Here is a 24,992-nt window from a genome sequence, read left to right as displayed (position 1 = left end):
TCATGCGCTGCTCCGAGCAGCGCCCGCTCCGTCCTCCTGCCGGTTGCGCAGCGCAGGGCTCATGCGCTCACGCACGAGGTCGAGGAACACCTTCACCTTCGGCGACAGGTGTCGCGTGCCTGGATAAACGGCGTGGAGCGGCACGTCGGCCGGGCTCCACCCGTCGAGCACGCGCGAGAGGCGCCCCTCGCGCACGTCCAGCTCGCAGCGCATGGCCGGCAGCATCCCGATGCCCACGCCCGCGAGCACGATCCGGTGGAGCACCTCGAGGTTGTTCGCCGTCGCCCGCGGCGTCACGCGCACCTCCGCGCGCCGCGCGCCGCGGTGGAGCACCCACCGCGCGCCGGGCGCCTCCCCCGCGCGCGCCCCCGCGGACACGAGGACGTCGTGGCCCGCGAGGTCCTCCGGCGCGCGCGGGGCGCCGCGCCGCGCGATGTACCCGGGGGCCGCCACGAGGCAGCGCGGGAGCGCCCCGAGGCGGCGCGCGACGAGCGAGGTGTCGCTGGGCGCGCCGATCCGCAGCGCCGCGTCGAACCCCTCCGCGACCAGGTCGACGATGCGATCCGTACAGACCACCTCCACGCTCGCGTCGGGGTGATCGCGCAGGTACTCCGCGACCACGCCGCCGATCCACCCGAAATGCAGCGGCGCCGTGATCCGCAGGAGCCCGCGCGCCCCGTCCTGCATCTGCGTCACGGTCCGGTCCGCGTCGTCGACGTCGGCCACGATGCGCGCGCAGCGCTCATAGTACACGGCGCCGACGTCCGTGAGGCTGAGCTTGCGCGTGGTCCGCCGGAGCAGCTGCGCGCCGAGCCGCGCCTCGAGCTCGGACACCTTCCGGCTCACCGTCGACTTCGGCATCCCGAGCTCGCGCGCAGCCCGCGTGAAGCTGCCCGCCTGGACGACCCTGGTGAAGACCGCGATCTCGTTGAGGTCAGGCAACATCGAATTGTTCCAGCTATCGAACTGTTCTTCCTGCAGGTCAACACTAATCAAGGCCGTGGAACAGTCGTAGGTTCTCTCCCGGACGGGCGGCTCGGCGCGATGGAGACGCGACGGCTCACGCGCGGCGCGCAGGTTGATCCGAGGTGTCCACATGGAAGGAGACACGCATGTACTTGGTCACGGGTGCCACCGGGAACGTCGGGAAGGAAGTCGTCGATCAGCTCCTCTCCGCCGGAGAGAAGGTCCGAGTCTTCACGCGCGATGAGCGCAAGGTGGCCCACTGGGGAGCCAGGGTCGAGAAGGCCGTGGGAGACCTCGGCCGACAGGACACGATCGCGCCGGCGCTCGAGGGCGTGACGGCGGCGTTCCTGCTGCCGGTCGCGGACGCCGATGGCATCGATCACGTTCGAGGCTTCCTCGCAGCAGCGCAGGCGAGCGGCGCGCCCCGCATCGTCCTCCTGTCGAGCATCAGCGCCGGCGCGCCGACGGTGCAGCTAGCTCACCGACATGCCGAGCGGGAACACCTCGTCAAGGCGTCGGGGCTCCGCTGGACGTTCGTCCGCCCTGGCACGTTCATGTCGAACACCTTCCAGTGGGCCCGGTCCATACGCGCCGAGCGCACGGTCTACAACCCGCATGGGGACGGCAAGACCGCGCCCGTCGCGCCGCGCGACATCGCCGCGGTCGCCGCGCGCGCGATGCTCACCGGAGAGCTCCTGGGACAGGCGCTGGAGGTGACGGGCCCCGAGCTCCTCAGCACGCCGGATCAGGTGGAGATCCTCGCGCGTGTCCTCGGCACGCCGCTGCGGCGCGTGGACGTCTCGGTCGACGCCGCCAGGCGGAGGATGATCGAGGCCGGGGCCCCCCCGTCGCTCGCCGCGGCCGTCGGCGAGCTCATCGAGCGCATCCGCGCGGGCAACGGCGCCGTGCGGACCGACACCGTCGAACGCGTGACGGGGCGGACACCGACGACCTTCGAGGCCTGGGCGCGCGAGCACGCGCGGGCGTGGACCGGAGGCTGACGCTGGCGAGGACAGGCGATGTCGGCCCCGAGCGCCCGAGCGCGTCCATGCCCCGCGCGCGGGGTTCACCCGCCCGGGTGGGTGTTCTTGTACAGCCGCAGGCTGTTCCGGATCGCCATCGTCACCGTCATGGGGCCGACGCGGGGCACGAACACGCTCGCCTTGCTCTGGATATCGTCGCTGAAGTTCTTGAAGGTGGAGAAGTTGATGCAGAGGGCGCCCTCGCGGATCTCGGCGCCCTGCACGACCGGGAAGCTCCGCGACGGCACGCCGGTCACCACGATGTCCGCTTGCCGCAGCGCGCTCGCCCGGTCCACCGTCGTCTCGCGCACCTCGTGCATGTCGCCCGAGGAGCTGGGCACGAAGAGCAACGGACCATCGATGTCGAACGACGTCACGTGAGCTCCGTCGTGCGCCATCATGCTCGCGAGCGGCCTCCCGACGACCTCGCTCCGGTTGAAGATGCACACGCGCCGGCCCTCGAGCGGCCGCTCCGCCTCGCCGAAGAAGCCGGCCGCCTCGACCAGCTTGAGGATGGCCAGCGGCGTACACGGCAGGATCGCCTTCCTGGTCTTCGCCTCGTCCAGGAAGCGCTGGTTCTGGTACAGGCAACGTGCCCAGAACGTGTGGAGCCCCTCGATGTCCTTCGCGGGATCGACGCTGTCCCGCAAGTACACGTCCTGCTCCGTGCCGAAGATCGGGTAATACACCATCATCCCGTGCACGCGCGCGTCCTCGTTCGCCGCGCGGATGGCGTCCTCGGCGTCGAGCCGCGTCGCGTGGCGGATCTCGAAGCGGATCCCCACGTCCTCGCACGCCTTGCGCGTGTACTCCGCGTACGTGTACGACGGCCCGTGATCCGCCGCGAGCACACCGACCAGGACGAGCGGCTCGGGCAGCGCCGCGAGCTCCGCCCGGATCTCGCTGCGGAACGTCTCCGCCACCGCGGTCGGATCGAGGACGCTGGCCGTGCGCGTGCCAGGGCTCGGCGGAATGTGGTGAGGGTCCATCCTGGGGCGGAGACGAGCACGCGCGAGCATCGGTGTCAAGTTTCCGGCGGGGCGACTCTCTCTCAACTCCACCTCTCGGAGACTCCATCCTTTCGGAGAGCCGCCGTGCCTGGCTCACGAGCTCATCGCGAGGAGGACCGCCGCTCCTGGCCCGCGTCCACCACGGGCGCCGCCACGCGGTTGCTCTCGGCCTCGGCGGGGCTGCCGGCGCCGGGCACGCGGAGGAGCATACCGCCCTTGCCGCGCAGCTCATCGACGAAGTTCGCTCCGAACACCTCTTCGGGCGTGTCGCCGTCGCGTCCGCCCATGCCCGAGAGCCCCTCGAGGCTCGCGACGTTTCCGTCCCGGCGTCTGGGCGCCGGACGAGAGCGCAAGATATCGTCCCGGGTCACCTTCAGCGCCACCACGTCCTCGCGCATCACGTCGATCCAGGATGCGGGGAAGTCGGCCTCGGCGCCCGCGGGGCCGCGCACGCGGAGCCGCGAGATGTCGTTGCCAGGATCGTTCGCGCCGATGCCAACGAGCTGCGCCTCGGCCTCGTCGGCGGTCATCACCCGCGTGTCGGGGCCGAGCTCGACCGTATCGTCCGTGACCCCGAGCGCCTCCTCCAGCTCCTGCCTCCGCTCGGGCGGCTGCGGCACGAGCGAGGTATCGACGCGCCCCGGCGGCTGCGCCGTCGTCCGCCCCTCGTAGTACCGAGGCAGCGCCAGGAGCTCGTCCCGGCCGGGCCGTAAGCGGAGGTGCCCGTCCGCCGTGCCCTGCACGAGATCCATCGAGATCAGCAGCTCCTCGCTGGCCAGCGGAGAACGGAGCACCACGTGGGTCAGCACCCCCCGCTCCCGGTCGACCAGGACGCGGTCGAGCACGCCCGCATCGAGGCCGCCGTCGGCCATCACGGGCATCTCGAAGTCGATCTGCATCGTCCCCTCCTCTGCGGCGAAACGCCTTGCGCCCGGGCGAGAACCTGAGACGGTCGGATCCCGATGTCCAGGGGAGCACGGCGCGGACCCTCGTGACCGGTCGACCCCATCCCATGGGCCGGGCACGCCGCGCGACCTCACCATCGCGGGGGCTCGGCGGTCCTCGGCTCGTCGAGCCATCGAGTTGTCGAGTCATCGAGTCATCGAGGCGTCGCTATTCCCCCATGGGAACGGACACCCGCACGCGGTGGAGGCGCGGGTGGGCTAGAACCTTGGCACAAGGTGGCGCACATCCTGCGCGCGGTCCGCGTCTATTCCCGCGGATTCGCTGCTCGATGGCGGTGGTTCGTCTTGGTACGGTGGATGCAACCTACGCGCCGGCCGCTGGGGATGTGCCAGCGCCGATCGGGAGGATTTGGACTTATGCGTGTACGCTTCGATGCTCTCCGCCGACGCTGGAGCTCTCCCCACCTGCTCGCCGCGCTGGCGCTGGCGAGCGCGTTCGCGGCGGGGTGCTCCTCCGATGAGGCCCCGCCAACGTCGCTTGGTCGCCCGGATCAGCCGCGGAACGGCACGCTCGAGGTCGACGAAGCGAGGCTGCTGGGCGTGATCGACGGGAGCGATCTGCGCCTCCAGATCCCGGTGCGCAACCTGACCGCCGGCGCGACGAGCGGCCACCTGCGCGTCACGCTCGTCGATCTCGGCGCGGACAGGGAACAAGGCACGACCGAGGTCGACCTGGAGATCGCGGGCGGGACGGCGACCACCGCGGAGGCGCGCCTTCCGGCGCCGGCCGTGAGCGCGCAGCCGGGCCTCGCGCGGTACCTCGTCCGCGTCGACGACGGGTCGGACGAGGGGCTGCTCGTCACGCGGAGCCTCCTGCGCGTCATCCCGCCCTATGACGTGCAGCTCGAGGGGCCGGCGCGCGTGGTGCGCGGGCGCACCGCGAGCTACCGCGTGCGCGCGACCGACGCTTTCTCCCATCAGCCGGTGCCCAACGTGGAGGTCGAGCTCGCGGTGGGCGAGGGGGCGCGGCCGCTCCGCGGGACGACCGACGCGCTCGGCGCCGCGGTGTTCGAGGTGGAGCCCGGCGCGCTCGGCGCGCACCCCGTCTCCGCGCAGGCGCTCGGCTTCGGCGTCAACGCGGCCCTCACCGCGAACATCACCGTCGAGGGCCCCGGCCCGAAGCTGCTCCTCACCACCGACAAGCCGCTCTACAAGCCCGGCCAGACGATCCACCTGCGCGCGCTCGCGCTCGAGCGGGGGAACAACGCGCCGCTCGTCCGCGAGGCGATCACGTTCGAGGTGGAGGACGGCAAGGGCAACAAGATCTTCAAGAAGCCCATCGAGACCGACGCCTACGGCGTCGCCGCGACGACGTTCCGGATTGGCTCCATCGTGAACACCGGCGAGTTCAAGGTGCGCCTCGTGAGCGGGGAGACGACGACGGAGAAGGTCGTGACCGTGGGGCAGTACGCGCTGCCCAAGTTCGAGGTCGCCGTGAGGACCGACAGGCCCTGGTACACCGCGGGCGACACGCTGACCGGCACCATCGACGCGCGCTATTTCTTCGGCAAGAACGTCGCCGGCGGCAGCGTGACCATCGAGGCGGCGTCGCTGGACGTCGGTCAGACGACGTTCCAGCGCATCGTGGGCGAGCTCGACGCCGAGGGCCATTACGGCTTCAGCCTGACGCTTCCGCCGAGCCTCGCGGGCCTGCCGCTGGAGCAGGGCGACGCGGCCGTGACGCTGACCGTCACCGTCGCGGACACGGCGGGGCAGGAGGTCACGAAGGCGATCCCGGTCAAGGTCGCCGCCGACGCGGCCACGATCGTGCTCGTGCCCGAGGCGCGCGAGCTCGTCCCGGGGATCCCCAACACCCTCCTTCTCTTCGTCACCGACCCGCTCGGGGCGCCGCTCGCCGACACGGCGGCGGTCATCACCGCGCCGGACCGCACGCAGCTCACCGCGCGCACCGACGCCTTCGGCCAGGCCGCGGTGAGCTTCACCCCGCCGGTCGCCACGGCGGAGGGCGCGTTCGAGGTACGGGCGACGGTAGGAGAGCGGGCGGTCACGCGGAAGTTCTCGTTCGGCACGCAGACGGGCGGCGAGCACCTGCTCGTGCGCACCGATCGGGCCGTGTACGAGACCGGCGAGACGGTCGAGGTGACCATCGAGTCGAGCGAGGAGTCCGGCAGCGTCTATGTCGACTGGCTGAACGACGGTCAGGCCGTGGACATGCGCTCTCTCGAGCTCGAGGCCGGGCGCGCCCGTTTCACCATGCCCGTCGACGCCGGCCTGCTCGGCAGCAACCGGGTCGAGGCGTACCTTGTCGACGACGATGGCAATCTGGTCCGCTCCGGCCGCACCGTGTTCGCGCGGGGCGACTCCGCGCTGAGCGTCGAGGTCGAGGCCGACAAGCCCCTGTATGCGCCGGGGGAGACCGCGACGCTGCGGCTGTCGGTCAAGGACGACGCGGGGAACCCGAAGGTCGCCGCGCTCGGCGTCCAGGTGGTCGATCAGGCCGTCTTCGCGCTGGTCGACGCCCAGCCCGGGCTGCTCCGCACCTACTTCGAGCTGGAGGACGAGTTCGCGAAGCCGAGCTACGAGATCCACGGCCCCGCCGCGAACCTCCAGGACCTGCTGTTCAACGCGACCGCGAGCGAGGATCCCGAGCAGGCCGAGGCCGCGCAGGTGAAGACCCAGGCCTCGCTCGCCGCGCTCGCGGGCACGTCGCTCACCGGTCTCCAGGCGCGCACGTGGCCCGCCGTGCTGGCGAAGGTGCCGGAGGAGCTCGCTCCGTTCAACGAGCGCCAGAAGGGCGTGATGAAGCCCTGGCTCGCGGAGGCCACCGCGGCCGCCGCGCAGGAGCTGAAGGCGCTCGGCTGCGACAGCACCCAGTTCAGCTGCAACGGGCAGGGCGTGTACGTCGAGCTGCTCGGGAGCCGGGTCGCCGAGCGCCTGCGCGCCTTCGACGTGTGGGGCAACGCGTACCGGGTGGCCTCCAGCTGGAGCGGGTTCACGCTGCAATCGTCGGGGCCCGACGAGGTGGAGCAGAGCCCGGACGACGCGACGTTCGCGTTCACGTTCGGCGATCTCGGGGTCCCGGTGCCCCCGCAAGAGTGGAATGAAGGGGGCATCCCCGGCGACGCGGACGGCGGCTGGGCCAACGGCGCCGCGTCCGCATCGAGCGGCGGGACCGGAGCGGGCGGCGGCTCGGCCGGGGATCCCACCGCGGAGCCGGGCGGCGACGGCGGGCCGCGCGTCCGGCGCGAGTTCCCGGAGACCCTCTATGTCAACCCGAGCGTGATCACGAGCCCGGACGGCACGGCCACGTTGAGCATCCCGCTCGCGGACAGCATCACCGAGTGGCGGCTCTCGGCGCTGGCGAACTCCACGGACGGCAAGCTCGGCGGCATCCAGAGCGGGTTCAAGGTGTTCCAGGACTTCTTCGTCGACGTGAGCTTCCCGGCGACGCTCACGCGCGGCGATGAGGTCGAGTTCCCGATCGCCGTCTACAACTACCTGGAGACGCCGCAGACGGTCGATCTCAGCCTCGAGCCGGGGAGCTGGTACACGCCGCTCGGCTCGACGTCGACGACGGTGTCCCTCGCGGCGGGCGAGGTGCGCGGCGTCCGGTTCCCGGTGAAGGTGAACACGGTGGGCGTCAACTCGCTCACGGTCACCGCGCGGGGCAGCGCGGGCGCCGACGCCGTGGCCCGCACCGTGCGCGTGGTCCCGGACGGGAAGCCCTTCGCGGAGAGCGCGTCTGGCATGCTCGCGCCGGGCAGCGCCGATCACGCGCTGTCGTTCCCCGCGGACGCGGTCCCGGGCTCGAACCAGCTCTATCTCGAGATCTACCCCGCGTTCCTGTCGCAGGTCGTGAGCGGCATGGACAGCATGCTCCAGGTCCCGAATGGCTGCTTCGAGCAGACCACCTCGACGACCTGGCCCAACGTGCTCGTCACGCAGTACATGAAGCAGACAGGCCAGATCACCCCGGAGATCCAGATGAAGGCCGAGTCGCTGATCTCGGCCGGGTACCAGCGATTGCTCACGTTCGAGCACTCGGGCGGCGGCTTCTCGTGGTTCGGCGAGCAGGACGGGCATCCGTACCTGTCGGTCACCGCGTTCGGCGTCATGGAGTTCGCTGACATGATCAAGGTCCACACCGTGGACGAGGCGATGCTCGCCCGGACCGTCAACTGGCTCGCCGGGCAGCAGAAGGCGGACGGCACGTGGGAAGGCGACCAGACCGAGTTCTTCAGCTTCCACACGGGCACGCTGCGCAACAGCGCCTTCGTGCTCTGGGCGCTCGCGAGCGCGGGGTACACGGGGCCCGAGATCGGGACGGGGCTCGCCTACCTGGGCCGCTCGCTGAAGCCGGCGACCGACGACCTGTACACGCTGGCGATCGCCGCCAACGCGCTCGCCGTGGCCGACCCCTCCGGCGCGCTGACCGACAGCGTGCTCGACGCGCTGGACCAGCGCAAGACCGCGGAAGGAGACGCATTTTACTGGGATGACGGCGGCACGCAGACCTCGTTCTACGAGTCCGGGAACGACGCGAAGGTCACGACCACCGCGCTCGCGGCCCACGCGCTGCTCTCCGCGGGGGCCCACCGGCCGAGCGCCGACGGCGGCGTGAAGTTCCTGACCCAGTCGAAGGATCCGAACGGCAACTTCGGCTCCACCCAGGCGACGATCTGGAGCCTGCGCACGCTGCTCCTCGCCGCGAGCAAGGGGACGGAGGGCGCCACCGGGACGGTGACCGTCGCGGTCGACGGCGCGGCGGCGGGCACGGTCTCGCTGCGCGCGGACCAGGCCGACGTCATGACGACGGTCGACCTCACGCACCTCGCGACTGCGGGCGCGCACGATGTCACGCTCTCGTTCGCGGGGGAGGGGAAGCTCAGCTACAACCTGGTGAGCCGCCACAACCTGCCGTGGAGCGCGGTCCCGAGCGACGCGGGAGGCCCGCTCGCGGTCAGCGTGACGTACGACAAGACCCAGCTGTACGTGGACGACATCGTGACGGCGTCGCTGACCATCCAGAACAAGACGGACTCGGTGCAGAGCATGGCCCTCGTGACCGTGGGGCTGCCGCCCGGCTTCCAGCTCCTGACCGAGGATCTCCAGGAGTACATCGCGGCGGGCCAGCTCTCGAAGTTCGAGATCACGGGCAAGCAGCTGATCCTCTACGTGAAGGAGATCGCCGCGGAGCGCGCGGCCACCTTCGTTTACCGGCTGCAAGCGACCATGCCTGTCAGGGCGGAGGACGGCGGCGCCGAGGTGCACCCGTACTACCAGCCGGAGCAGCAGAGCTTCTCCGGAGCGCAGACCTTCGAGGTGGCGGGGGAGTGAGGGGCTGAGCGGGCGAGGGGCGCGCCCGCGGGGGCGCGGCCGGCGCCCCTGCGCCGGCGCGTGGATCAGGGGCAGGCGACGCGCCATGCGTCGAGGTCGAGCTTCTTGATCAAGGTGGAGAGCCCGAGCGGCTTCGTGGCGGCGCAGACGGCGTTTGCCTGCGAGGCGTCGACGTACTCCGCGTGGAACACCGCCTTGCCGGCGCGGATGAACGGGGTGAGCATCTCGCACTCGTCGTATTCGTGGCACTCCTCGTTCAGGGCCCAGTCGAAGCTCCCCACCAGGTCTTTCACCTGATCGAGATCGTTCTTCAGCCCGATCGACAGCCCGCGCGCGTGCGCCTCGGCGGCGAGGAAGCGGTTGTAGTCGAGCTGCGTCGCCGCCGTCAGCGGGAAGCCGGGGCTGTTGGTGTAGCCGTCGACGTTGTCGGGCTCCACGCCGTCGCAGCGCCGCTGCACCGCCAGGTCCAGCCGGGCCTTCATGACGTCGCGCACGCCGGCGTTGCGGGTGTCGAGCCACCGCTCGCCCGGCCAGCCGTCGAGCGGGTTGCCGAGCGCCGCGGCGGGGAACTTCGACGCGTCGTCGCGCCAGTCCTCGCTGCTCCCCGCGCTGAAGTAGCAGATCACCTTCTTCCCGGCCGCGCGCAGCGTGTCGATCTTCGCCTGCGGGGCGTCGAAGAGATCGATGTCGTACATGGCGACATCGAGGCTTGTGTCGATGGTGCCCGTGAGCTGCCATTGCCACGTCGTGCCCGGCGCGGGGACCCAGATGCCGCCGGTGGAGCCGCCGGTGCCTGTGGAGCCGCCGGAGCCGCCGCTACCGCCGGAGCCGCCGCTACCGCCGGCGCCGCCCGAGCCGCCAGCGCCACCGCTGCCGCCGGCGCCACCGCTGCCACCCGCCCCGCCGGCGCCACCGCTGCCACCCGCCCCGCCGGCGCCACCGCTGCCACCCGCCCCGCCGGCGCCACCGCTGCCGCCGGCGCCACCGCTGCCGCCGGTACCACCGCTGCCGCCGGTACCACCGCTGCCGCCGGCGCCGCCGGAGCCGCCACTCGTCGTGCCTGTGAGGACGAGCTTGTCGAGCATCGAGCTGTCGGCGGAGCTGCTCGTCGCGTACCGGATCTTGAGGGTACCGCCCGCCACGAACCGCCCGAGCGACCCCGGCAGGCCAAGGCTCGCGTTCGTCCAGGACCAGTCGCGCGCGAACGCGTTGTCGCCGACCGCGACCCACGCGCGGGCGGCCGCGTCCCACGCCTCGAAGGTCCAGCGCATCTCCGATCTCGCCGGGCCGCGGTAATTCACGCTCAGCGCGAGGGACGCGAGCTGCGCCGCCGAGGTGCCCGAGGGGAGCGTGTACTCGCACGTCGCGCTCGTGTTGGGCCCGAACTCGACGTACTTGCTCCACACGTCCTGCTGGCCCGTGAGTTCCCCCGTCGCGAGCGCGGCGGCCGTCTGCCCGGCGCCGATGCTACCCCGGCTCACCGTCAGCCTGGAGCAGGTCATCGTGAGGGCGCCGGTGACAGCATCGCCGCTCGCCGCCGAGGCGATCTCCGCGTCGGAGCTCGCATCTGCGCCGCACCCCGCGGCGGCGAGCGTCGCGGCCAGGCTCACGAGGGCATGGCGCAGGGCGCCGCCGATCGCGAGAGAGGACGCCGGTCGGATGGGATAAGTCATGCTCGTCTCCTGTCGTGTTGGTCGTTGGTGAAGCCAGGCGCACGTCGGCGCGATGCGTCTCCAGACGCTCCGGTCCCCGCGATGGCTCCGGGCGATGGTGGTTCCCGCAGGTTCCCGCAGCGTCTGCGCGCGCCGTAGAGGCGCTGGTCCGTGCGCGCCGCAGAGGCATTGCAAGGCGGGGACCAGCGCGCGATCCGCGTCTTCCGCGCGGCGGCGCGCGCCGCCGTTGCCGAGGGTTGTGCAAGCGTCGTACACTTGCGCAACCTTCGAACGGCATGGCGGAGCGAGACCCTCGTCGACAGGAAGCTTCTCCGCCGAGCGCGGAGCCGCCGCGTGCCGCGGTCGAGGTCGCGACGGAGCTCGACGCCGCGGAGAGCGCGCCCGGCGAGGGGACGCCGCAGGGTCAAGCCTCCCTGATCGTTCGCGCAGGTGATGGCGCGGCGCGGGTGATCGATCTCACCGACGGCGATGTGGTCGCGGTCGGCCGCGCGCCGGAGTCCACGGTCTGCGTCGACGACGCCCGCGTCTCGCGCAACCACGCGCGCGTCGCGCGGCGGGGCCAGACCGTCGCGCTCGTCGACCTCGGGAGCCGCAATGGCACGTCGGTGAACGGCGCCGTCGTGCGCGGGGCGGAGCGGGCCCTCGCCGGCGGCGACGTGATCCGCATCGGCCCGGCCGAGATCGTCGTCGCGATCGCGGCGCCGGCGCCCGTCGAGGCGGCGCCGCCGGGGGCCGCGCCGGAGGCGCTGGAGGGCCCGCCCTCCGGCGCCGGCGCCGGGTTCGTCGTCGCGGACGAGGCCATGGTGAAGGTCTTCCAGGTGGTGCAGCGCCTCGCGCGCGCGCAGACGACGGTGCTCGTGCTCGGCGAGACGGGCTCGGGGAAAGAGGTTGTCTCCGAGCAGCTCCACCGCGCCAGCCCGCGCGCCGGGGGTCCGTTCGTGAGGCTCAGCTGCGCGGCGCTGCCCGAGGCGCTACTAGAGAGCGAGCTCTTCGGGCACGAGAAGGCCGCCTTCACCGGGGCGGATCGCCGAAAAATCGGCTACTTCGAGGCGGCGCAGGGCGGCACGCTGCTGCTCGACGAGATCGGCGAGCTGCCCCTCGCCATGCAGGCCAAGCTGCTGCGCGTGCTCGAGAGCCGGCGCGTGGCCCGGATCGGCGGCACGCAGGAGATCGAGCTCGACGTGCGCGTCGTGTGCGCGACGCACCGGGACCTCCAGGCCGAGGTGGCGGCCGGGAGGTTCCGGCAGGATCTCTACTATCGCATCAGCACGTTCGTCCTCCGCGTCCCGCCGCTGCGCGAGCGGCGCGCCGAGATCGCGCTGCTCGCGCACCGCTTCGCGCAGCAGGTCGCCGGGCGCATGGGGGAGCGGGCGCCGCGCTTCGCGCCCGCGGCGATGCAGGCGCTCGAGGCCCACGCGTGGCCCGGCAACCTGCGCGAGCTGCGCAACGCGGTGGAGCACGCCGTCGTGCTGGCCGAGGGCGGCGTCATCGAGGTCGAGCACCTTCCGGCCTCGGTGGTGGAGGGCGCCGAGGGCGCCGCGCCCCCCTCGAGCGCGGGCGCGCCCCCGGCGAGCACGGGGGCGCCGCCGCCGTCCGCCGACGGCGGGACGATGCCGGCGCGCCTCGCCGAGCTGGAGAAGAAGAGCATCGAGGACGCGCTCGCCGCCGAGGGGAACAACCAGACGCGCGCGGCGAAGCGGCTCGGCATTTCGCGGCGCGCGCTGCTCTACAAGCTGGACAAGTACGACATCAGGCGGTGAGCCCCGGGGAGCGCGCATGGGCGCCGCGCCCGGGAGCCGGCGCGCTTCGGCGAGGGGGGATGCTGGTGGAGTCGCCGGTGGCGAGCCGGCGCGCGAGCTCGGCCAGGTCTCGCTCGAACGCCTCGGCGTGCTCCTTCCCGACACGCCGGGTGATGGCGACGTGGATCGTCAGGCTCATGCGCGGGTTGCCTGGTTCCGCGTGTCAGAAATCCCGCCAGAGAAAACGGTCGATGACGAGCGGTCGCTGGAAACAGTAGCGATGTTCATAGTTTCCGCCTGTCTCCCCGTCGAGGGCAGCTCCGATGTGGCCCAACGGGGCGCCCTCCGCCGCCGCGTCGTCAACGGGGCGGCGTTCATTCCACAGTCTGCGGCGGCAGGAACAGGATGCGCCACCGTGCCGGCGCTCGATCAGCGCGTGGCCTCGCTCCGCTCGATGCTCAGCTCAGGGTGGTTCGCCTGGATCCATGCGAGCGCCTGCTCGATCACCGCAGGTTCGTCCGCGTAGAGGATACAGGGGGACACGCAGAACTCGAGGTAGGCGGGCGTCGACCAGATCACCAGGTCGTCGCTCGTCCAGAACGACTGCGTCTGGTCGCTGAGCTCGGGTGCGCGCGGGACGCCGAGAGCCCGCGCCAGCGCCTCGCCCACGTCCTCGGAGAGGCTCGCGCGATGGCGGGCCGGCCACTCCGGGATCACGTCCGGAGCCTCGTGCCCCAGGGCGAACCGCTCCAGGAAGATGCGCCACGAATCGGCGAAGACGAAGCGCTCCACCACCCCGTCGTCGGCGAGGATCGCGCCGTCGGCGGCCATGAAGTACAGGCCCCTGGAGAAGGCGCCGATCGGCACCAACCCGTTGCGGGGCAGGACGCCGCCCTCGATCTCGAGCGCGGGGCCCAGCCAGGTGTGCTCTCCGTGGTCGCGGGAGACACAGAGGCCGCCCGCGTGCTGCTCGAACGCGAACAGTGGTTCGCTGGCCGCGACGCCGTGAGGTGCGAGCAGCTCCTCGAGGCGGGCGCGCGAGGCGGCGCGCTGCGGATCCCGGAGTACCCCCCGCGCGCGCAGGGCGTTTACCGCGCGGTCGGTGAGCACGCCCCGGAACCCCTCGGCAGCGAGCATCCATCGCGTGTGCGCGAGCCGGTCGCCCACCGGCGGGAGCTCGCGGCGCTCGAGCACACGCCCGCCGAAGTCGCGCTCCTGGACGAGGGAGACGCCTGACGCGGTGCGCTCGATGCGCAGTGCTCCCCGCTCCTCGGGCCGGTCCAGGCCGACGGGCACGAGCCCGCGGCTCGCCGGCGCGGGGGCTTCGCCCGGATCGCGAAGAGCCACGGTGATCTCGTCGCAGGCGATCGCCGCGACCGCCGGCGAGCCCGCGAGCGCTTCGACTGCCCGGGCGAGCCGCTCGACCGATCTGGCGAAGACGAGCGTCCGGTCCGGAGCGGCGCCCGAGGGGTGCCCGTCGAGGATGACAAGATCCTCGGCGTCCCAGACCGTGTGGTAGGCATCGCTCGCCACCGCCACAGGCCGGGCGCCGAGCGCCTCCGCGAGCCGGGCGCCAGCGCGCGGGCGGGCTTCGAGGCGCAGGTGGTGGAGGCCGCGCTGCGCGATGTCGAGGAAGCGCGCGAGCTTCTCGACCAGGATCACGGGGGACGTTGCGTAGGGCACCAGTGCGTTCCCTATCGAGAAATCTCGCACCGAGACGGTGCCGTCCTCAGCTACCAGCACATCGACCATTCTCCGTGAACGTTCCGCGCGGTCATGTGAGACATGTAGGTACGGGTCAAGCCCCGCGAACGCCGCGAAGGGGGCGCTGATCCCGATGGGCCAAAAGCCATCTCGGACCAGAACCCTCGTTATGTTGCGTTCCAGCAGCGCACCTGGACCCAGGAGGATCTCCCACCAGTCAGACGAGGGGGGACCGAACGACCCGCCGATGGCGAGTTCCAGCGGGTCTCGCGCACGGTCCGAGCCGGCAAAACCGCCGATCGCCGCCTCGGCGGCGAACAGAGCCTCATGGGCGGAAAACCCATGGAGACGCAGCAGCTTTTCCAGCCGATCGCGGCCGGCACGATGCGCCTCGCTACGGGTAATACCGCGACTGGCGAGCGTTTCGATGGCAAACCGGGAGATCTCCATGATGGTCCTCAGCGCGGCATTTGCACCCGCAGGCTGGCCGCATTACGCGGGTTCATGAGGCTCCGCGCACTCCTCGTCGGGGCGCGCCGGTCCATGGCCTCCTGCCAACCCGTGTTAGGCTCCTCGATCCCCGGGAGCGTACGGCGGGCGAGATTGACCAGGTCGTCCGATGGTGCGCCCTGGTTGGCCTGGTTCTGAAGGTTGCGGATGAGCACGCCGCAGTTCGGGCAAGCCTTGCGCGGCCCGCCCCCCTCCTGGATCGAACTGATCTCTTCGATTTCTCCGAGCGCGTTGCGGAGGTGCTGGTTGTTGGGGTCGCTGCCCGAACCGCAGGTTCCGCGCGGCAAGTTGTTCCGTCGCTCGTAGTCATAGAGGTGCTCGCTCAGCGCCGCCGGTTCGGAGCAGTTTGCCGGGGGGCGCGTCGCCTGGGGGAATTGCCAGTTCGTCGAGCCGTTCGCGGCCTGAACCGGCACCTGCGGCGCCATGTTGTTCCAGACTGTCGGGTGGATGTCCACCGGGTTGTCGGGATCGCGCAGCCCCATGCTCACTCCGCTCGCGTTCGGCAGCGGCGTGCGGCTGCCGTCCGGGTTGATCTGGGAGCGCCGGATGGTCGTGGTCATCGGCTGCAGGCCGTCGAGGTCCACCGTGTTGAGCGGCGAGTTGTCGGCGAAGCCGTAACGGCGGACGATCTCGACGGGATCCGGGCTGATGTAGCGGCCAATGTCGGGGTCGTAATAGCGATGTCTGTTGTAACAAAGGCCGGTCTCCTCGTCCGCGTACTGGCCAGGAAACCGCAGCGGCGTGAAGGCCTCTCCCTGCACCGCGCCGAACGCGCGCGCCCGCTGCTCGGCCGCGATCTGACCCGAGGACGTCACGAGAAGATCGGGGAATCCGTTCGGTGCACTCACGTAGAACTGGAGCGTGCCGCCGTCATCGATGTGCGCCAGCGGGGCGAAGCTCCCATCCGGAAAAACGTACGTTCGCGTCTCGGTTACCGGAACCCCCGGGGACGCGACGCGCATACGCTCCTCGTGAAGCAGGCGCTGATCGTCCCAAACGAAGCGGGTAAGGGCGAGGAGCTGTCCTTGGCTCGAGCGAACCCGCTTTGCAAGCCGCCGGCAGAACGCGTCGTAAATGAACTCCACGACGTGCCCGTCGGGCGCGACGACCGAGGCCAGGCGTCCGCGTCCATCCCAGGTGTACTTCCAGCGGCTCCCGTCGGAGAGGCGTTTTTCCACGAGGCGCGCGCGCTCATCGTAGGCGTAGGCCGTCTCCCCCCGCCGCAACAGGGCACCGCCGCCATCGTACGCGTGCTCGCCGGCCTCGGTGGCGTAGAGGTTGCCGACCTCGTCGAAGCCGAAGAGCTCCGCCCTCCCGTGGGCAGGGATCTTGGCGAGGAGCTGTCCCATAGGATCGTACCGGTATCCCGCCACGCCGAGGCGCGCGTCGACCAGCTCGCCGGTGCTGCTCCGCCACTGCGTCAGCCGGCCGAACAGATCGCGCCGGAAGTCGTGCGTGCGACCGTCCATCAGCTCCTCGCGGATCACGTGCCCTGCGAGGCTCCGCACGAAGCGATGAACCTGCCCGCGCTCGTTGTGCACCTCGAGGAGGTGGCCTTCGCGGTTGTAGCGGTACCGGATGGGCCCCGCACCGTCGTGCTGCACATCGCAGAGCACGTTGAGCCCGCCCCAGGTGAGCCTGCCGACGCGCCTGGCCGCATCGACGAGCCGCGCCAGCCGTCCCTCGGCGTCAAACTCGAACGTGGTGACTCCGCCCGCTGGATCGGAAACGGTGCGCAGCAGGCCGCGCGCGTCGTACGCGTAGCGCGTCACGGCGCTGAGCGCATCCATGGTTGCCACGACGCGGCCGAGGTCGTCGTAATAGATCGTCTTCTTCGCGCCGTTCGGCTCGACCACGGCCGTGCGGTTGCCGTGCGCGTCGTGCTCGAAGCGGGTCACTCCCCCGTTCGGGAGCGTTGCCACGCTCACGAGCCCACGCTCGTCGTAATCGTACATGACGATGGCGCCGCGCCGGTCCTCGACCGCGAGAAGATTGCCCAGATCGTCGCGTGTATACCGGAGCACGCTCCCATCCGCGCGCACGAGCTCGGTCAGCGCGCCGCGATCGTCGAAGGCATACTGCGTCCGGCGGCCGAGCGGATCGACGACCGCTCTGACCCGCCCTGCCGCGTCGCGTTCGAAGCGCGTCATCGCGCCCATGGCGTCCCGAAAAGCGACGATGTTCCCGAGGGAGTCATACTCGTGCAAGAGCACGCCCGCGCCCCATGTCGACTTGTCCACCTTGCCGTGCTTGTTGCCGAAAAAGCGCCGGACACGGAGCGAGTCCGCGACTTCGGAGTAGCCGTCTCCCGAGAACTCCAGCTTGCAATGGAATATGCCACGCGCTCGCGTCACGCCGTCCGCGAGAAACATAGGCACCCCGGCCGCTAGGCTTGGGTCCTCCTGAGCGGGGTATTCACCCCAGGTCTCGATGCAGCGTCCCTCACGGTCGTACCGGTATTGGACCACGAGCCCGCTGCGGTATGCGTGGGTGACGAGGCGGTGCTCCTCGTCATAGGCGTACCGGCACACATGTCCCTCGGCGTCCGTAGCCTCGACAAGATCCCCGCGCTCGTCATAGCGGTATGTGAAGAAGGCGTGCCAGCCGGAGGGGCTCGTGGTCGTGCGCACCTCGAAGGCCGCGATTCGGCCCGAGCGCTCTCGCCGGACGCGCACGAAGCGCTGAACGCAATCGCGGATCCACGCGAGGCCGGAGACATCGTAGCCCAGCTCGATGCAGTTCCCGTTGCGGTCGAGGAGCGCGGTCAGGCGGTAGCGCGACCCCAGCTGATGGCGCTCGTTGAACAACAGCGTGAGCCCGTCCTCGGTCGTGAGCGCGAATCCCCAGGCCGCGCGACGCAGCACAATCTGCCCCACCAGCGGCCGCGTTTCGCCCTCTTCCAGCAGCGGGGCCGTCACCACGGTGCCGTCGTCCTGCGTGATCCGCACGGCGCGTCTGGAGAGCTCGATTTCCCAGGCGAGCGAGTGGCTCCACCCGAAGCCAAGGCCCATGTCGCGATCGCGCGCAGAGGACGAGTAGCCCCGCTGCACTACGAGCGGCAGCGGACCGGGCAGGCCGAGGTCGAGTGTCGGCAGCGTGAAGACGCGGCCGGTGACCACGTCGACCGGATCTCCGGCGGAGGTGCCACCGGAGCCGCCGTGGACCGGGTTGGAGCAAGCACCGGCTCCCCGTCCATTTCCGCAGCCGTTGGCCCCCTTGCCGCCGCCGTCAGGGTTGTTGCCGCCGTGGTTACCGCTCCCGCCCTGACCGTCTCCATTCCCACTGCCGCCCCTGCCGCCCTTGCCCCCACCGCCGCCTCCGCCGCCCATGATCCAGACGCCAGGGTTCATTCCAGGGATCGCAGGGATGTTCGGGACCGGAGCCGTGCGCGCCATTCAGGCATGGTCCCCAGCGATTCTCACCCCTGTCATGATGAGAACTCGGGTGCCCAGACGCGACCCGGGAAGCCCGCGCGAGACGCTGGAGCATCATCGAACGGGACTCCTGCCAGAGTGGATCCTTTCAGGTGCAGCGCGCGTTGTCACGGGAGACTCAGGCGATGACGTGCTACCCGCCCCGGCGGCGGGGGGTCGAGGTCGTGGGTGGTCGCCAGCGCCGGACCCGGGGCCGGCGGGAGCCCTCCTGCTCGGAACGTCAGCGGCACTCGCTACAAGAAGCTCGTCGGCGATGGCCCCGAAGAGCTCGTAGAACTGCTCGTCCTGGAGCCGCGACCCGCTGCGGAAGAGCCCTCGCTTGAACAGCGACCAGATGACCGCGGCCGGCAGCAGCGCGCAGCTCCCAGCGGTCGTAGCGCCCTATGACATCGACATGGTCGGCGACTACGCTCCCGGCCAGCTCGTCCGGCGAGCCCATTGCCAGCGCCATTCCCGGCCGGGTCGCCTCGCGGATGTAGTCGAGGCGGCGCGGGGGGCGGCGTAGGCGTCAGGGGTGCGGGCATGACTCGGTCATGCATGGAAGAGCTCTTCGCCGGAGACTTCACCCACGGCGCAAGATGCACCGCACCCCGTCCAGCCTAGCTCACCCCTCCGATGCCGCCGGCAGCCCGAGCAATCGACCGATCGCCTCGTGAACGACCCGGGCCGCCGCCTCGTCCCCGAGGGCGACGGCGCGGCTCAGCGTGCCGGCGAGCGAGGCGACCACGGCCGCCCGAGGCGACGGCCCGGTCACGGCGAGCTCTCCAGGCCCGAGGCTTGACGCTTGGGCCCGGGTTGAGCCCATGCCTCCCAAGGGGGCTCGATCCGTCATCACGCCCTCCCAAAATCCCGGGGCATCCGACGGATCGCGACGGTTTGCCCCCGCGGAATCGTCCCGCCAGAGACACCGGTCGATGACGAGCGATCGCCGGAAATAGTAGCGATTTTGATAGCTTCCGCTTGTTTCGCCGCCGAGGGCGGCTCCGGTGTGGCCCAACGCGGCGGTCGCGGCGGTCGCGGTGGAGCGCCGATCTCCCGCTGTTCTGCGCGGCGGTCTGCGGCGTCGGTCTGCAAGGCGCGTTCGTGCAGCAGTATCGCTTCGCGATCCTCGAGGGGCAGCCCTCCTGAAGCGGATGTCGATCGCGCAGCTGCAGGGCGTGGGGCTGCTGTTCCTGCTCGTGGGGTTTCTGGTCAGCTGGGTTCCGGGGTTCGAGCGGGCACCTGGTCGGCTGGCGCTGGTCGGGGTCGTGTGGTGTTACGTGTTCGTGACCGCGACGACCCTTGTCGCGCGCAGCCGCCCGGGCTCCGAGCGCTTTCGCGCGCAGCGCGTCGCGCGTCGCGCGTCGCCTCCGGGGTGCTGTATGCTCGGCCGAGATCAAGCTCGGATCGGTACGGGAGCAGCGGAGCGCATGGAGTCCTCGGAGAGAAAGCCGGCAAGTCCAGAAGATTCGGTTCGCCAGATGCTCGTCGAGTTCGCGCGCGCCTTCGAGCGAGGCGACGTGGACGCGTTATGCGACATGTTCGTACGTGACGATGCCCTGATCTTCTACGGCACACACGACAAGCTGCACTTCACGCGCTGGGCCGAGATCGAGGCCTCGTTCCGGCGGCAGAGCGAGATCCTGAAGGACCTCGTGTGCAGGATCACCGGCGATGTCCAGGTGCGTCTGCTGGCCGGGGGAGCGGCCGCCTGCGCCGGGACGGCCGGCTTCGGTATCCACGCCACCATGGGCGGCGTGCGCTTCGACCTGCCCGCGCTCCGACTGACCTGCACGGTGGAGCGCCACGGGGATCACTGGCGGTTCGTGCAGCTCCACCTCTCCGTGTCGGACAGGCCGTTCCTCGACAGCGTGGGCCACGTGCTCGAGAGCGCCTGAGAGCGCGTGAACGCCGCGCCGCCACACCACGCCGGTGCGGCGGCGCGGCCCGCGCCTCACGTGGGGACGTCGCTCGACTCCGCCAGATCCCGGAGCGCCCTCTCGCTCCGGCGCAGCGCCTCCTCGGTCCGCTGGACCTTCAGCGCCTCCTGCTCCAGCTCGCCGCGGAGCACGGTGTTCTGCAGCGACAGCGCGGCCAGGAACTCGAGGAGCGGCAGCCGGCGCAGGATGAACGCGCCGTGGACCAGCCGGTTCTCCAGGTAGAGGAGGCCGCCCACCTCGCCGGGGTTCTTCATGAGCGGCATGCACAGCACCGACTTCGGCCGCTCGCGCACGAGGTACTCGTCCCCGGCGAAGGCGCCGCTCGCCCCGACGTCGCTGAGCACCACCCGCTCCCGCGTCCGCTCGACATAGTTGACGATCGACGCCGGGACGCGGGTCGCGAGCGGCGCCGTGCTCCGCTCGTACACGCGGATGCTGATGCCGTCGCGGTCCACCACGGCCTCGGCGGCGAGCCGCAGGCCGTCCCCGGTGAGCAGGAGACAGCACCGCTCCGCCCCCTCGTGCTCGACGACGAGCCGCATGAGCGACTCCATCATCTCCTTCGGCGTCATGTCGCTCGAGAGCGACCGCGAGACCTTCACCGCGGTCTGCGCGTCGATGGCCTCCGCCGCCATCGTCATGACGCCGCGGCTCGTCGCGCGGCGCTGCTCCTGGTTCAGGACGAGCGCATGCCGCTGCTCGAGCTGCCTCACCTTCTCGCTCGCGCCCCAGCGCGAGTACGACGCCACCGCCTCCCGCAGGTAGAGCCCCGGCAGGCCGCTGTAGCCGCGATCCAGGTAGAACCGGGCGGCGAGCTCGCTCGCGAGCGCCTCCTGGTGGATGAACCGGGACTCGCGGAAGGCCACGATCGCCTTGTCGTAGAGCGCCGCGGCCTCGTCGTGCCTGCCGTCGACGCGCGCGCGCTCCGCCGCTACGAGCGCGTGTTTGCCGGCGAAGTTGTCGGGGCAACTCTCGGCCCAGACGCGCAGCTGCTCCTCGTGGCCGGCGAGCGACCGCCGGAGCCTGGCCTGCTCCTCGGCCGGGGCCCCGAAGAAGCGGGCCGCCCGGGCGAGGGCACAGTAATAGTGGCACTCGGCCGCGAACAGCGACCCGCTACCCCCCGCGATGTTGCGCTCCGACGCCTCCGCGGCAAGGGCCGCCCCCTCGTCGTTGCACGCAAGGAGGTGCTGCGCGGTCTTCATGATATAAAAGACGAGCCGCACGCTCGGGAAGCTCTCCTTCTCGAGGCGGGCCTCGAACGCCTGCTCGTCGAAGTCGTCCCCGCTCATCGTGCCGAGGTGGCGCGTGGCGCCCCTCAGCGCCTGGACCAGGCGCAGCATGCTCGTCACGGCGTCCACGGCGAACGTGATCTTCGCCTTCGTCGCGTAGTCGAGCGCGCTCACCGCGACCTTGTACGTCTCCTCGATCGGGTCGCCCCGCACGAGCACGTTCAAGGTGAGCTGGATGTTGCTGAAGCTCCCCCACGTCAGGTTCCCGACCTCGTTCGCGGCCTGGATGCTCGCGAGCTGGCAGGCGATCCCGGTGTCGATGTGGCGCGTCCAGACCGAGATCAGGCAGCCATAGAGGTTGGCCACCTCGGGCTTGTAGACGAGCGCGTTCATCTTCTCGGTCAGCTCGTATCCCACCCTGCCGATCCGGTCGCCGTCCTGGTACGCGTTGAGCCTCACGCACAGCGCCTTGCCGAGGCTCGTGTACCCGATGCCGGTCGACTCCGCGTTGCCGTGGAGCAGGCTGAGCCGGACCATCTGACAGACCAGGAGGTCGTTGAGGTTCGGATCGGTGTAGAACGACGAGGCGTACATCACCGCCATCACGCCCATCGCCGCGACCATCGGCGGCGCCGTCATCCTCGGCTGGCCCAGGATCTCGTCGGCCGTGCGATCGCGCAGCGCGTCGCGCAGCGCCGTGATCTCCGCGGTCACCTCCTCGTCGGCCGGCTGCCTCCGGAGCTTGATGCCGAGCAGCGCGAGGCACTCCAGCCCGACGCCGATGCACGCGTCGTGCTCCGACCGGGCCATGTGGTTCTGCATCAGGACGCGGTAGGCGGCCGCCTTGTCGAGCTGCGTGCGCGCGCGCTCGAGGAGCACCGAGCAGAGGCCGACGGACCGATCGAACTCCCCGTTCACGCTCGCGCTCTCGGCGAGATCGAGGTGCAGCGCGAAGGCGAGCAGATCGTCGGCTCCCGCCCAGTCGTCCTCCCCGATCAGCGCGCAGCCCGCGGCGAAGTAGGCCACCGCGGAGCCGTGGGCGCCGGACGCCCTCGCTTTCCTGCCGGCGCGGAGGTTCAGCTCGGCCGTCCTGCGCCGCTCGCCCGGATCGGTGATGAGGGAGGCGCCGATGTTCAGCTGGTTCGTGATCTCGAACAGCCGGTCCTCCAGCGCCTCCTCCGGCGTCTGGACGAGCAGCAGGCGCCCGATGCGCAGGTGCGTCGAGGCGTGGTTGCCCTCGCGGATGAGCAGGTACGCGGCCTGCTGCACGCGGTCGTGGAGGAACTTGTACGTGCCGCCCCGGCGCGCCACGAGCCCCTCGCGGATGGCCGGGGTGATGGCGGCGTGCGTCGCCTGCGTGGACTCGCCGTACATGGCCGAGAGGACCTCGGCGTCGAAGCGGGCGCCGAGGCAGGCGGCGAGGGAAAGGACCCGCTGCGTCTCGCCGTCGAGCCGCCTGAGGCGAGTCAGCACCAGATCGACGACGTTGTCAGTCAGGTTCTGCGCGGCGATGGCCTCGATGTTCCAGCACCAGACGGCGCTCACGGGGTCGACCCAGACCAGCTTCTGGCGATAGAGCTCCGTCAGGAACTGGCCCACGAAGAACGGGTTGCCGCCCGTCCTCTGGACGAGGAGCCTGGTGAGCTGAGCCCCCTGCTCGTCCTCGCAGCGGAAGGTGTCCATGACGAGCTCGAGGACGTTCTCGTGCGGGAGCGGGTCGAGGCTGAGCGTCGAGACGCGCGCGCCCGTGGCGTGGATCTGCCGGAGCACCTCCATGAGCGGGTGCGACGGGCTCACCTCGTTGTCGCGGTACGCCCCGATCACGAGCAGGTGCCGCTTCTCGGGCACCGCGACGATGTCGCGGATGAGCCTCAGGCTGGCGGGATCCGCCCACTGCAGGTCGTCCACGAACAGCACGAGCGGGTGCCGCTTGCGCGCGACCACGCCGAGGAACGCATGGAACACGCGGACGAAGCGGCTGCGCGCCTCGTTCGGCGCGAGCGGCGGCACCGGCGGCTGCTCGCCGAGGATCAGCGAGAGCTGCGGGATGATGTCGATGATGACCCGCCCCTCCTCGCCGAGCGCGTCGCTCAACCGGTGCTTCCACCCCGCGAGCGACTGCGGGCTCTCCGTCAGGATCTGCCGGACGAGCTCCCCGAACGCCTGGGCGATCGTGCGGTAGGGGATGTCGCGCTGGAGCTGATCGAACTTCCCGGAGATGAACGCCCCGCGCTCGCGGACGATGGGCGCCTGCACCTCCTTCACGAGCGAGGTCTTCCCGACGCCCGAGTACCCGGCGACGAGCACGAGCTCGGCCGTGCCCGTGGCGACCACACGCTCGAACGCCTCGAGCAGGATCGCGCGCTCGCGCCTCCTGCCGTAAATCTTCGTCGGGAGCTGCAGCCGGTCCGGGATGTCGGCCGTCCCGAGCGGGAACGAGTCGATCATCCCGAGCTCCTCCAGCTCGGTCTGGCACATGAGGAGATCCGACCAGAGCCCGCGGGCGGTCTGATAACGCTCCTCCGGAGACTTCGCGAGGAGCCTCATCACGATCTCGGAGACGATCCGGGGCACGTCATGCACCAGCTCCGCGAGCGGCACAGGGGCCCTCGCGATGTGGGCGTGCGCCCACGCGGGCGCGTCCTCGGCGTCGAGCGGCAGCTTGCCGGAGAGCAGCTCGTACAGCGTGACGCCGAGCGAGTAGAGATCGGCGCGCTCGTCGATCGGCCAGTCGACGCGGCCCGTCCGCTCCGGCGCGATGTAGGGCAGCGACTCCGGGTTGATCTTCGTCTCGTCGGAGAGGCCGAGATCGCCGCGCACCACGGCCAGCCCACCGTCGAGCGACACCTCCCCGCTCTCCGGGTGCACGGAGAGGTTCGCGGGGCGGATGTCCAGGTGAAGGGTGCCTGACTTATGAAATTTCGATAGCGCCGATGCGATCTGCACCGCGTATGCGAGGAACGGACGAAGATCCATGGGAGCCCTGGAGATCGTCGACAGGACGATCCTGAGTTGACGGTACTAGAAGCAAGATCCCTGTCAATCTTTCCTCCGGCCTCGCCGGCCCGACGCCGGCCGCCGGAGCGCCTCGACATCGACCCGCTCCGCGCGGACGTCGATCACGACGCGTCAGGGATCCTCGTCGTGTGGAGCACGAGCGCTCTCCACTCACCGCCCTGGAGCTCCCAGACCGCGGTGAAGGCGATGGTGTTATCGAACTTGACACCACCCTTGATCTCGGCGCGTGAGCGGTAGACTCCGGTCACGATAGCGACGTCTCCGCCGGCGATACGCACGTCGCACTGCCGGAGCTCCTGCGTGTACGTCAACATGCTGTCGACGAGCTTCAGGTACTCGTCCTTACCGCGTTGCACTCCGCTGTAATCGACGTACCTCCAGCCCTCGGCCAGGTGGCGGTCGAGGAAGCCGTAGTCCTTGACGGCCCCCCCCACCGCCTTCGTCCACGCCTTGAGGAGCGCGACGTGCTCGTCTCTCGCCTGCTCCGCGGTGATCTTCGACATTC

General features: G+C 70.7%; 14 protein-coding genes. 4 read left to right on the top strand and 10 right to left on the bottom strand.

Annotated elements, in window-relative coordinates; translation table 11 throughout:
- Complete coding sequence (locus WME95_RS22920; RefSeq protein WP_437910574.1) at window positions 1-945, bottom strand: LysR family transcriptional regulator; 945 nt, start codon at window positions 943-945, stop codon at window positions 1-3.
- Window positions 946-1,112: 167 nt separating this feature from the next.
- On the opposite strand from WME95_RS22920, the gene WME95_RS22915 reads away from it, so the two are divergent.
- The gene (locus tag WME95_RS22915; RefSeq protein WP_437910573.1) at window positions 1,113-1,967 is read left to right on the top strand and encodes an SDR family oxidoreductase; all 855 of its coding nucleotides are present in this window, start codon (window positions 1,113-1,115) and stop codon (window positions 1,965-1,967) included.
- A gap of 65 nt (window positions 1,968-2,032) precedes the next feature.
- Here the strand turns inward: WME95_RS22915 and WME95_RS22910 are convergent, their stop codons facing one another.
- Together WME95_RS22910 and WME95_RS22905 are read right to left on the bottom strand one after the other, a co-directional pair.
- Window positions 2,033-2,977, bottom strand: coding sequence for a bifunctional methylenetetrahydrofolate dehydrogenase/methenyltetrahydrofolate cyclohydrolase (locus WME95_RS22910; RefSeq protein ID WP_437910572.1), 945 nt, complete (start codon window positions 2,975-2,977; stop codon window positions 2,033-2,035).
- A 122-nt stretch (window positions 2,978-3,099) separates the two neighbouring features.
- Window positions 3,100-3,897: a hypothetical protein gene (locus tag WME95_RS22905; RefSeq protein WP_437554813.1), complete on the bottom strand. Its 798-nt coding sequence runs from the start codon at window positions 3,895-3,897 to the stop codon at window positions 3,100-3,102.
- Between the two features lie 423 nt (window positions 3,898-4,320).
- Between WME95_RS22905 and WME95_RS22900 the strand changes: the two genes are divergently transcribed.
- A complete protein-coding gene (locus WME95_RS22900; RefSeq protein WP_437910571.1) occupies window positions 4,321-9,261 on the top strand; it encodes an MG2 domain-containing protein in 4,941 nt (1,646 codons plus the stop codon).
- 65 nt (window positions 9,262-9,326) lie between these two features.
- On the opposite strand, the gene WME95_RS22895 is transcribed toward WME95_RS22900, so the two are convergent.
- Window positions 9,327-10,934 carry an endo alpha-1,4 polygalactosaminidase gene (locus WME95_RS22895; RefSeq protein WP_437910570.1) on the bottom strand — a complete coding sequence of 536 codons (1,608 nt, stop codon included), beginning with the start codon at window positions 10,932-10,934 and terminating at the stop codon, window positions 9,327-9,329.
- A gap of 275 nt (window positions 10,935-11,209) precedes the next feature.
- On the opposite strand from WME95_RS22895, the gene WME95_RS22890 reads away from it, so the two are divergent.
- Complete coding sequence (locus WME95_RS22890) at window positions 11,210-12,694, top strand: sigma 54-interacting transcriptional regulator (protein WP_437910569.1); 1,485 nt, start codon at window positions 11,210-11,212, stop codon at window positions 12,692-12,694.
- On the opposite strand, the gene WME95_RS22885 is transcribed toward WME95_RS22890, so the two are convergent.
- From WME95_RS22885 to WME95_RS22870, 4 genes are all read right to left on the bottom strand, one after another.
- The gene (locus WME95_RS22885) at window positions 12,684-12,872 is read right to left on the bottom strand and encodes a hypothetical protein (protein WP_437910568.1); all 189 of its coding nucleotides are present in this window, start codon (window positions 12,870-12,872) and stop codon (window positions 12,684-12,686) included. The two genes, WME95_RS22890 and WME95_RS22885, sit on opposite strands and share 11 nt — an antisense overlap.
- A 230-nt stretch (window positions 12,873-13,102) precedes the next feature.
- Window positions 13,103-14,827, bottom strand: coding sequence for a hypothetical protein (locus WME95_RS22880; protein ID WP_437910567.1), 1,725 nt, complete (start codon window positions 14,825-14,827; stop codon window positions 13,103-13,105).
- An 8-nt stretch (window positions 14,828-14,835) separates the two neighbouring features.
- Window positions 14,836-18,282, bottom strand: a complete 3,447-nt coding sequence (locus tag WME95_RS22875) for an RHS repeat-associated core domain-containing protein (RefSeq protein ID WP_437910566.1) — start codon at window positions 18,280-18,282, stop codon at window positions 14,836-14,838.
- Between the two features lie 643 nt (window positions 18,283-18,925).
- Window positions 18,926-19,075: a hypothetical protein gene (locus WME95_RS22870; RefSeq protein ID WP_437910565.1), complete on the bottom strand. Its 150-nt coding sequence runs from the start codon at window positions 19,073-19,075 to the stop codon at window positions 18,926-18,928.
- Window positions 19,076-19,454: 379 nt separating this feature from the next.
- On the opposite strand from WME95_RS22870, the gene WME95_RS22865 reads away from it, so the two are divergent.
- On the top strand, window positions 19,455-20,198 hold the full coding sequence (locus WME95_RS22865; RefSeq protein ID WP_437910564.1) for a nuclear transport factor 2 family protein: 744 nt from the start codon (window positions 19,455-19,457) through the stop codon (window positions 20,196-20,198).
- A 56-nt stretch (window positions 20,199-20,254) separates the two neighbouring features.
- Here the strand turns inward: WME95_RS22865 and WME95_RS22860 are convergent, their stop codons facing one another.
- Together WME95_RS22860 and WME95_RS22855 are read right to left on the bottom strand one after the other, a co-directional pair.
- On the bottom strand, window positions 20,255-24,445 hold the full coding sequence (locus tag WME95_RS22860; protein WP_437910563.1) for an ATP-binding protein: 4,191 nt from the start codon (window positions 24,443-24,445) through the stop codon (window positions 20,255-20,257).
- Between the two features lie 143 nt (window positions 24,446-24,588).
- Complete coding sequence (locus tag WME95_RS22855; protein WP_437520054.1) at window positions 24,589-24,990, bottom strand: nuclear transport factor 2 family protein; 402 nt, start codon at window positions 24,988-24,990, stop codon at window positions 24,589-24,591.
- Window positions 24,991-24,992: the final 2 nt, after the last annotated feature.

The sequence above is a fragment of the Sorangium sp. So ce327 genome, assembly GCF_051530205.1.
Lineage (GTDB): Bacteria > Myxococcota_A > Polyangia > Polyangiales > Polyangiaceae > Sorangium > Sorangium cellulosum_B.
This window is presented reverse-complemented; position numbering and strand designations above follow the sequence as displayed.

Coding starts and splice junctions, on each gene's coding strand:
- WME95_RS22895 (WP_437910570.1), bottom strand. CDS start 10,934: ATGACTTATCCCATCCGACCGGCGTCCTCTCTCGCGATCGGCGGCGCC.
- WME95_RS22900 (WP_437910571.1), top strand. CDS start 4,321: ATGCGTGTACGCTTCGATGCTCTCCGCCGACGCTGGAGCTCTCCCCAC.
- WME95_RS22920 (WP_437910574.1), bottom strand. CDS start 945: ATGTTGCCTGACCTCAACGAGATCGCGGTCTTCACCAGGGTCGTCCAG.
- WME95_RS22905 (WP_437554813.1), bottom strand. CDS start 3,897: ATGCAGATCGACTTCGAGATGCCCGTGATGGCCGACGGCGGCCTCGAT.
- WME95_RS22875 (WP_437910566.1), bottom strand. CDS start 18,282: ATGGCGCGCACGGCTCCGGTCCCGAACATCCCTGCGATCCCTGGAATG.
- WME95_RS22910 (WP_437910572.1), bottom strand. CDS start 2,977: ATGGACCCTCACCACATTCCGCCGAGCCCTGGCACGCGCACGGCCAGC.
- WME95_RS22855 (WP_437520054.1), bottom strand. CDS start 24,990: ATGTCGAAGATCACCGCGGAGCAGGCGAGAGACGAGCACGTCGCGCTC.
- WME95_RS22865 (WP_437910564.1), top strand. CDS start 19,455: ATGTCGATCGCGCAGCTGCAGGGCGTGGGGCTGCTGTTCCTGCTCGTG.
- WME95_RS22885 (WP_437910568.1), bottom strand. CDS start 12,872: ATGAGCCTGACGATCCACGTCGCCATCACCCGGCGTGTCGGGAAGGAG.
- WME95_RS22890 (WP_437910569.1), top strand. CDS start 11,210: ATGGCGGAGCGAGACCCTCGTCGACAGGAAGCTTCTCCGCCGAGCGCG.
- WME95_RS22860 (WP_437910563.1), bottom strand. CDS start 24,445: ATGGATCTTCGTCCGTTCCTCGCATACGCGGTGCAGATCGCATCGGCG.
- WME95_RS22915 (WP_437910573.1), top strand. CDS start 1,113: ATGTACTTGGTCACGGGTGCCACCGGGAACGTCGGGAAGGAAGTCGTC.
- WME95_RS22880 (WP_437910567.1), bottom strand. CDS start 14,827: ATGGAGATCTCCCGGTTTGCCATCGAAACGCTCGCCAGTCGCGGTATT.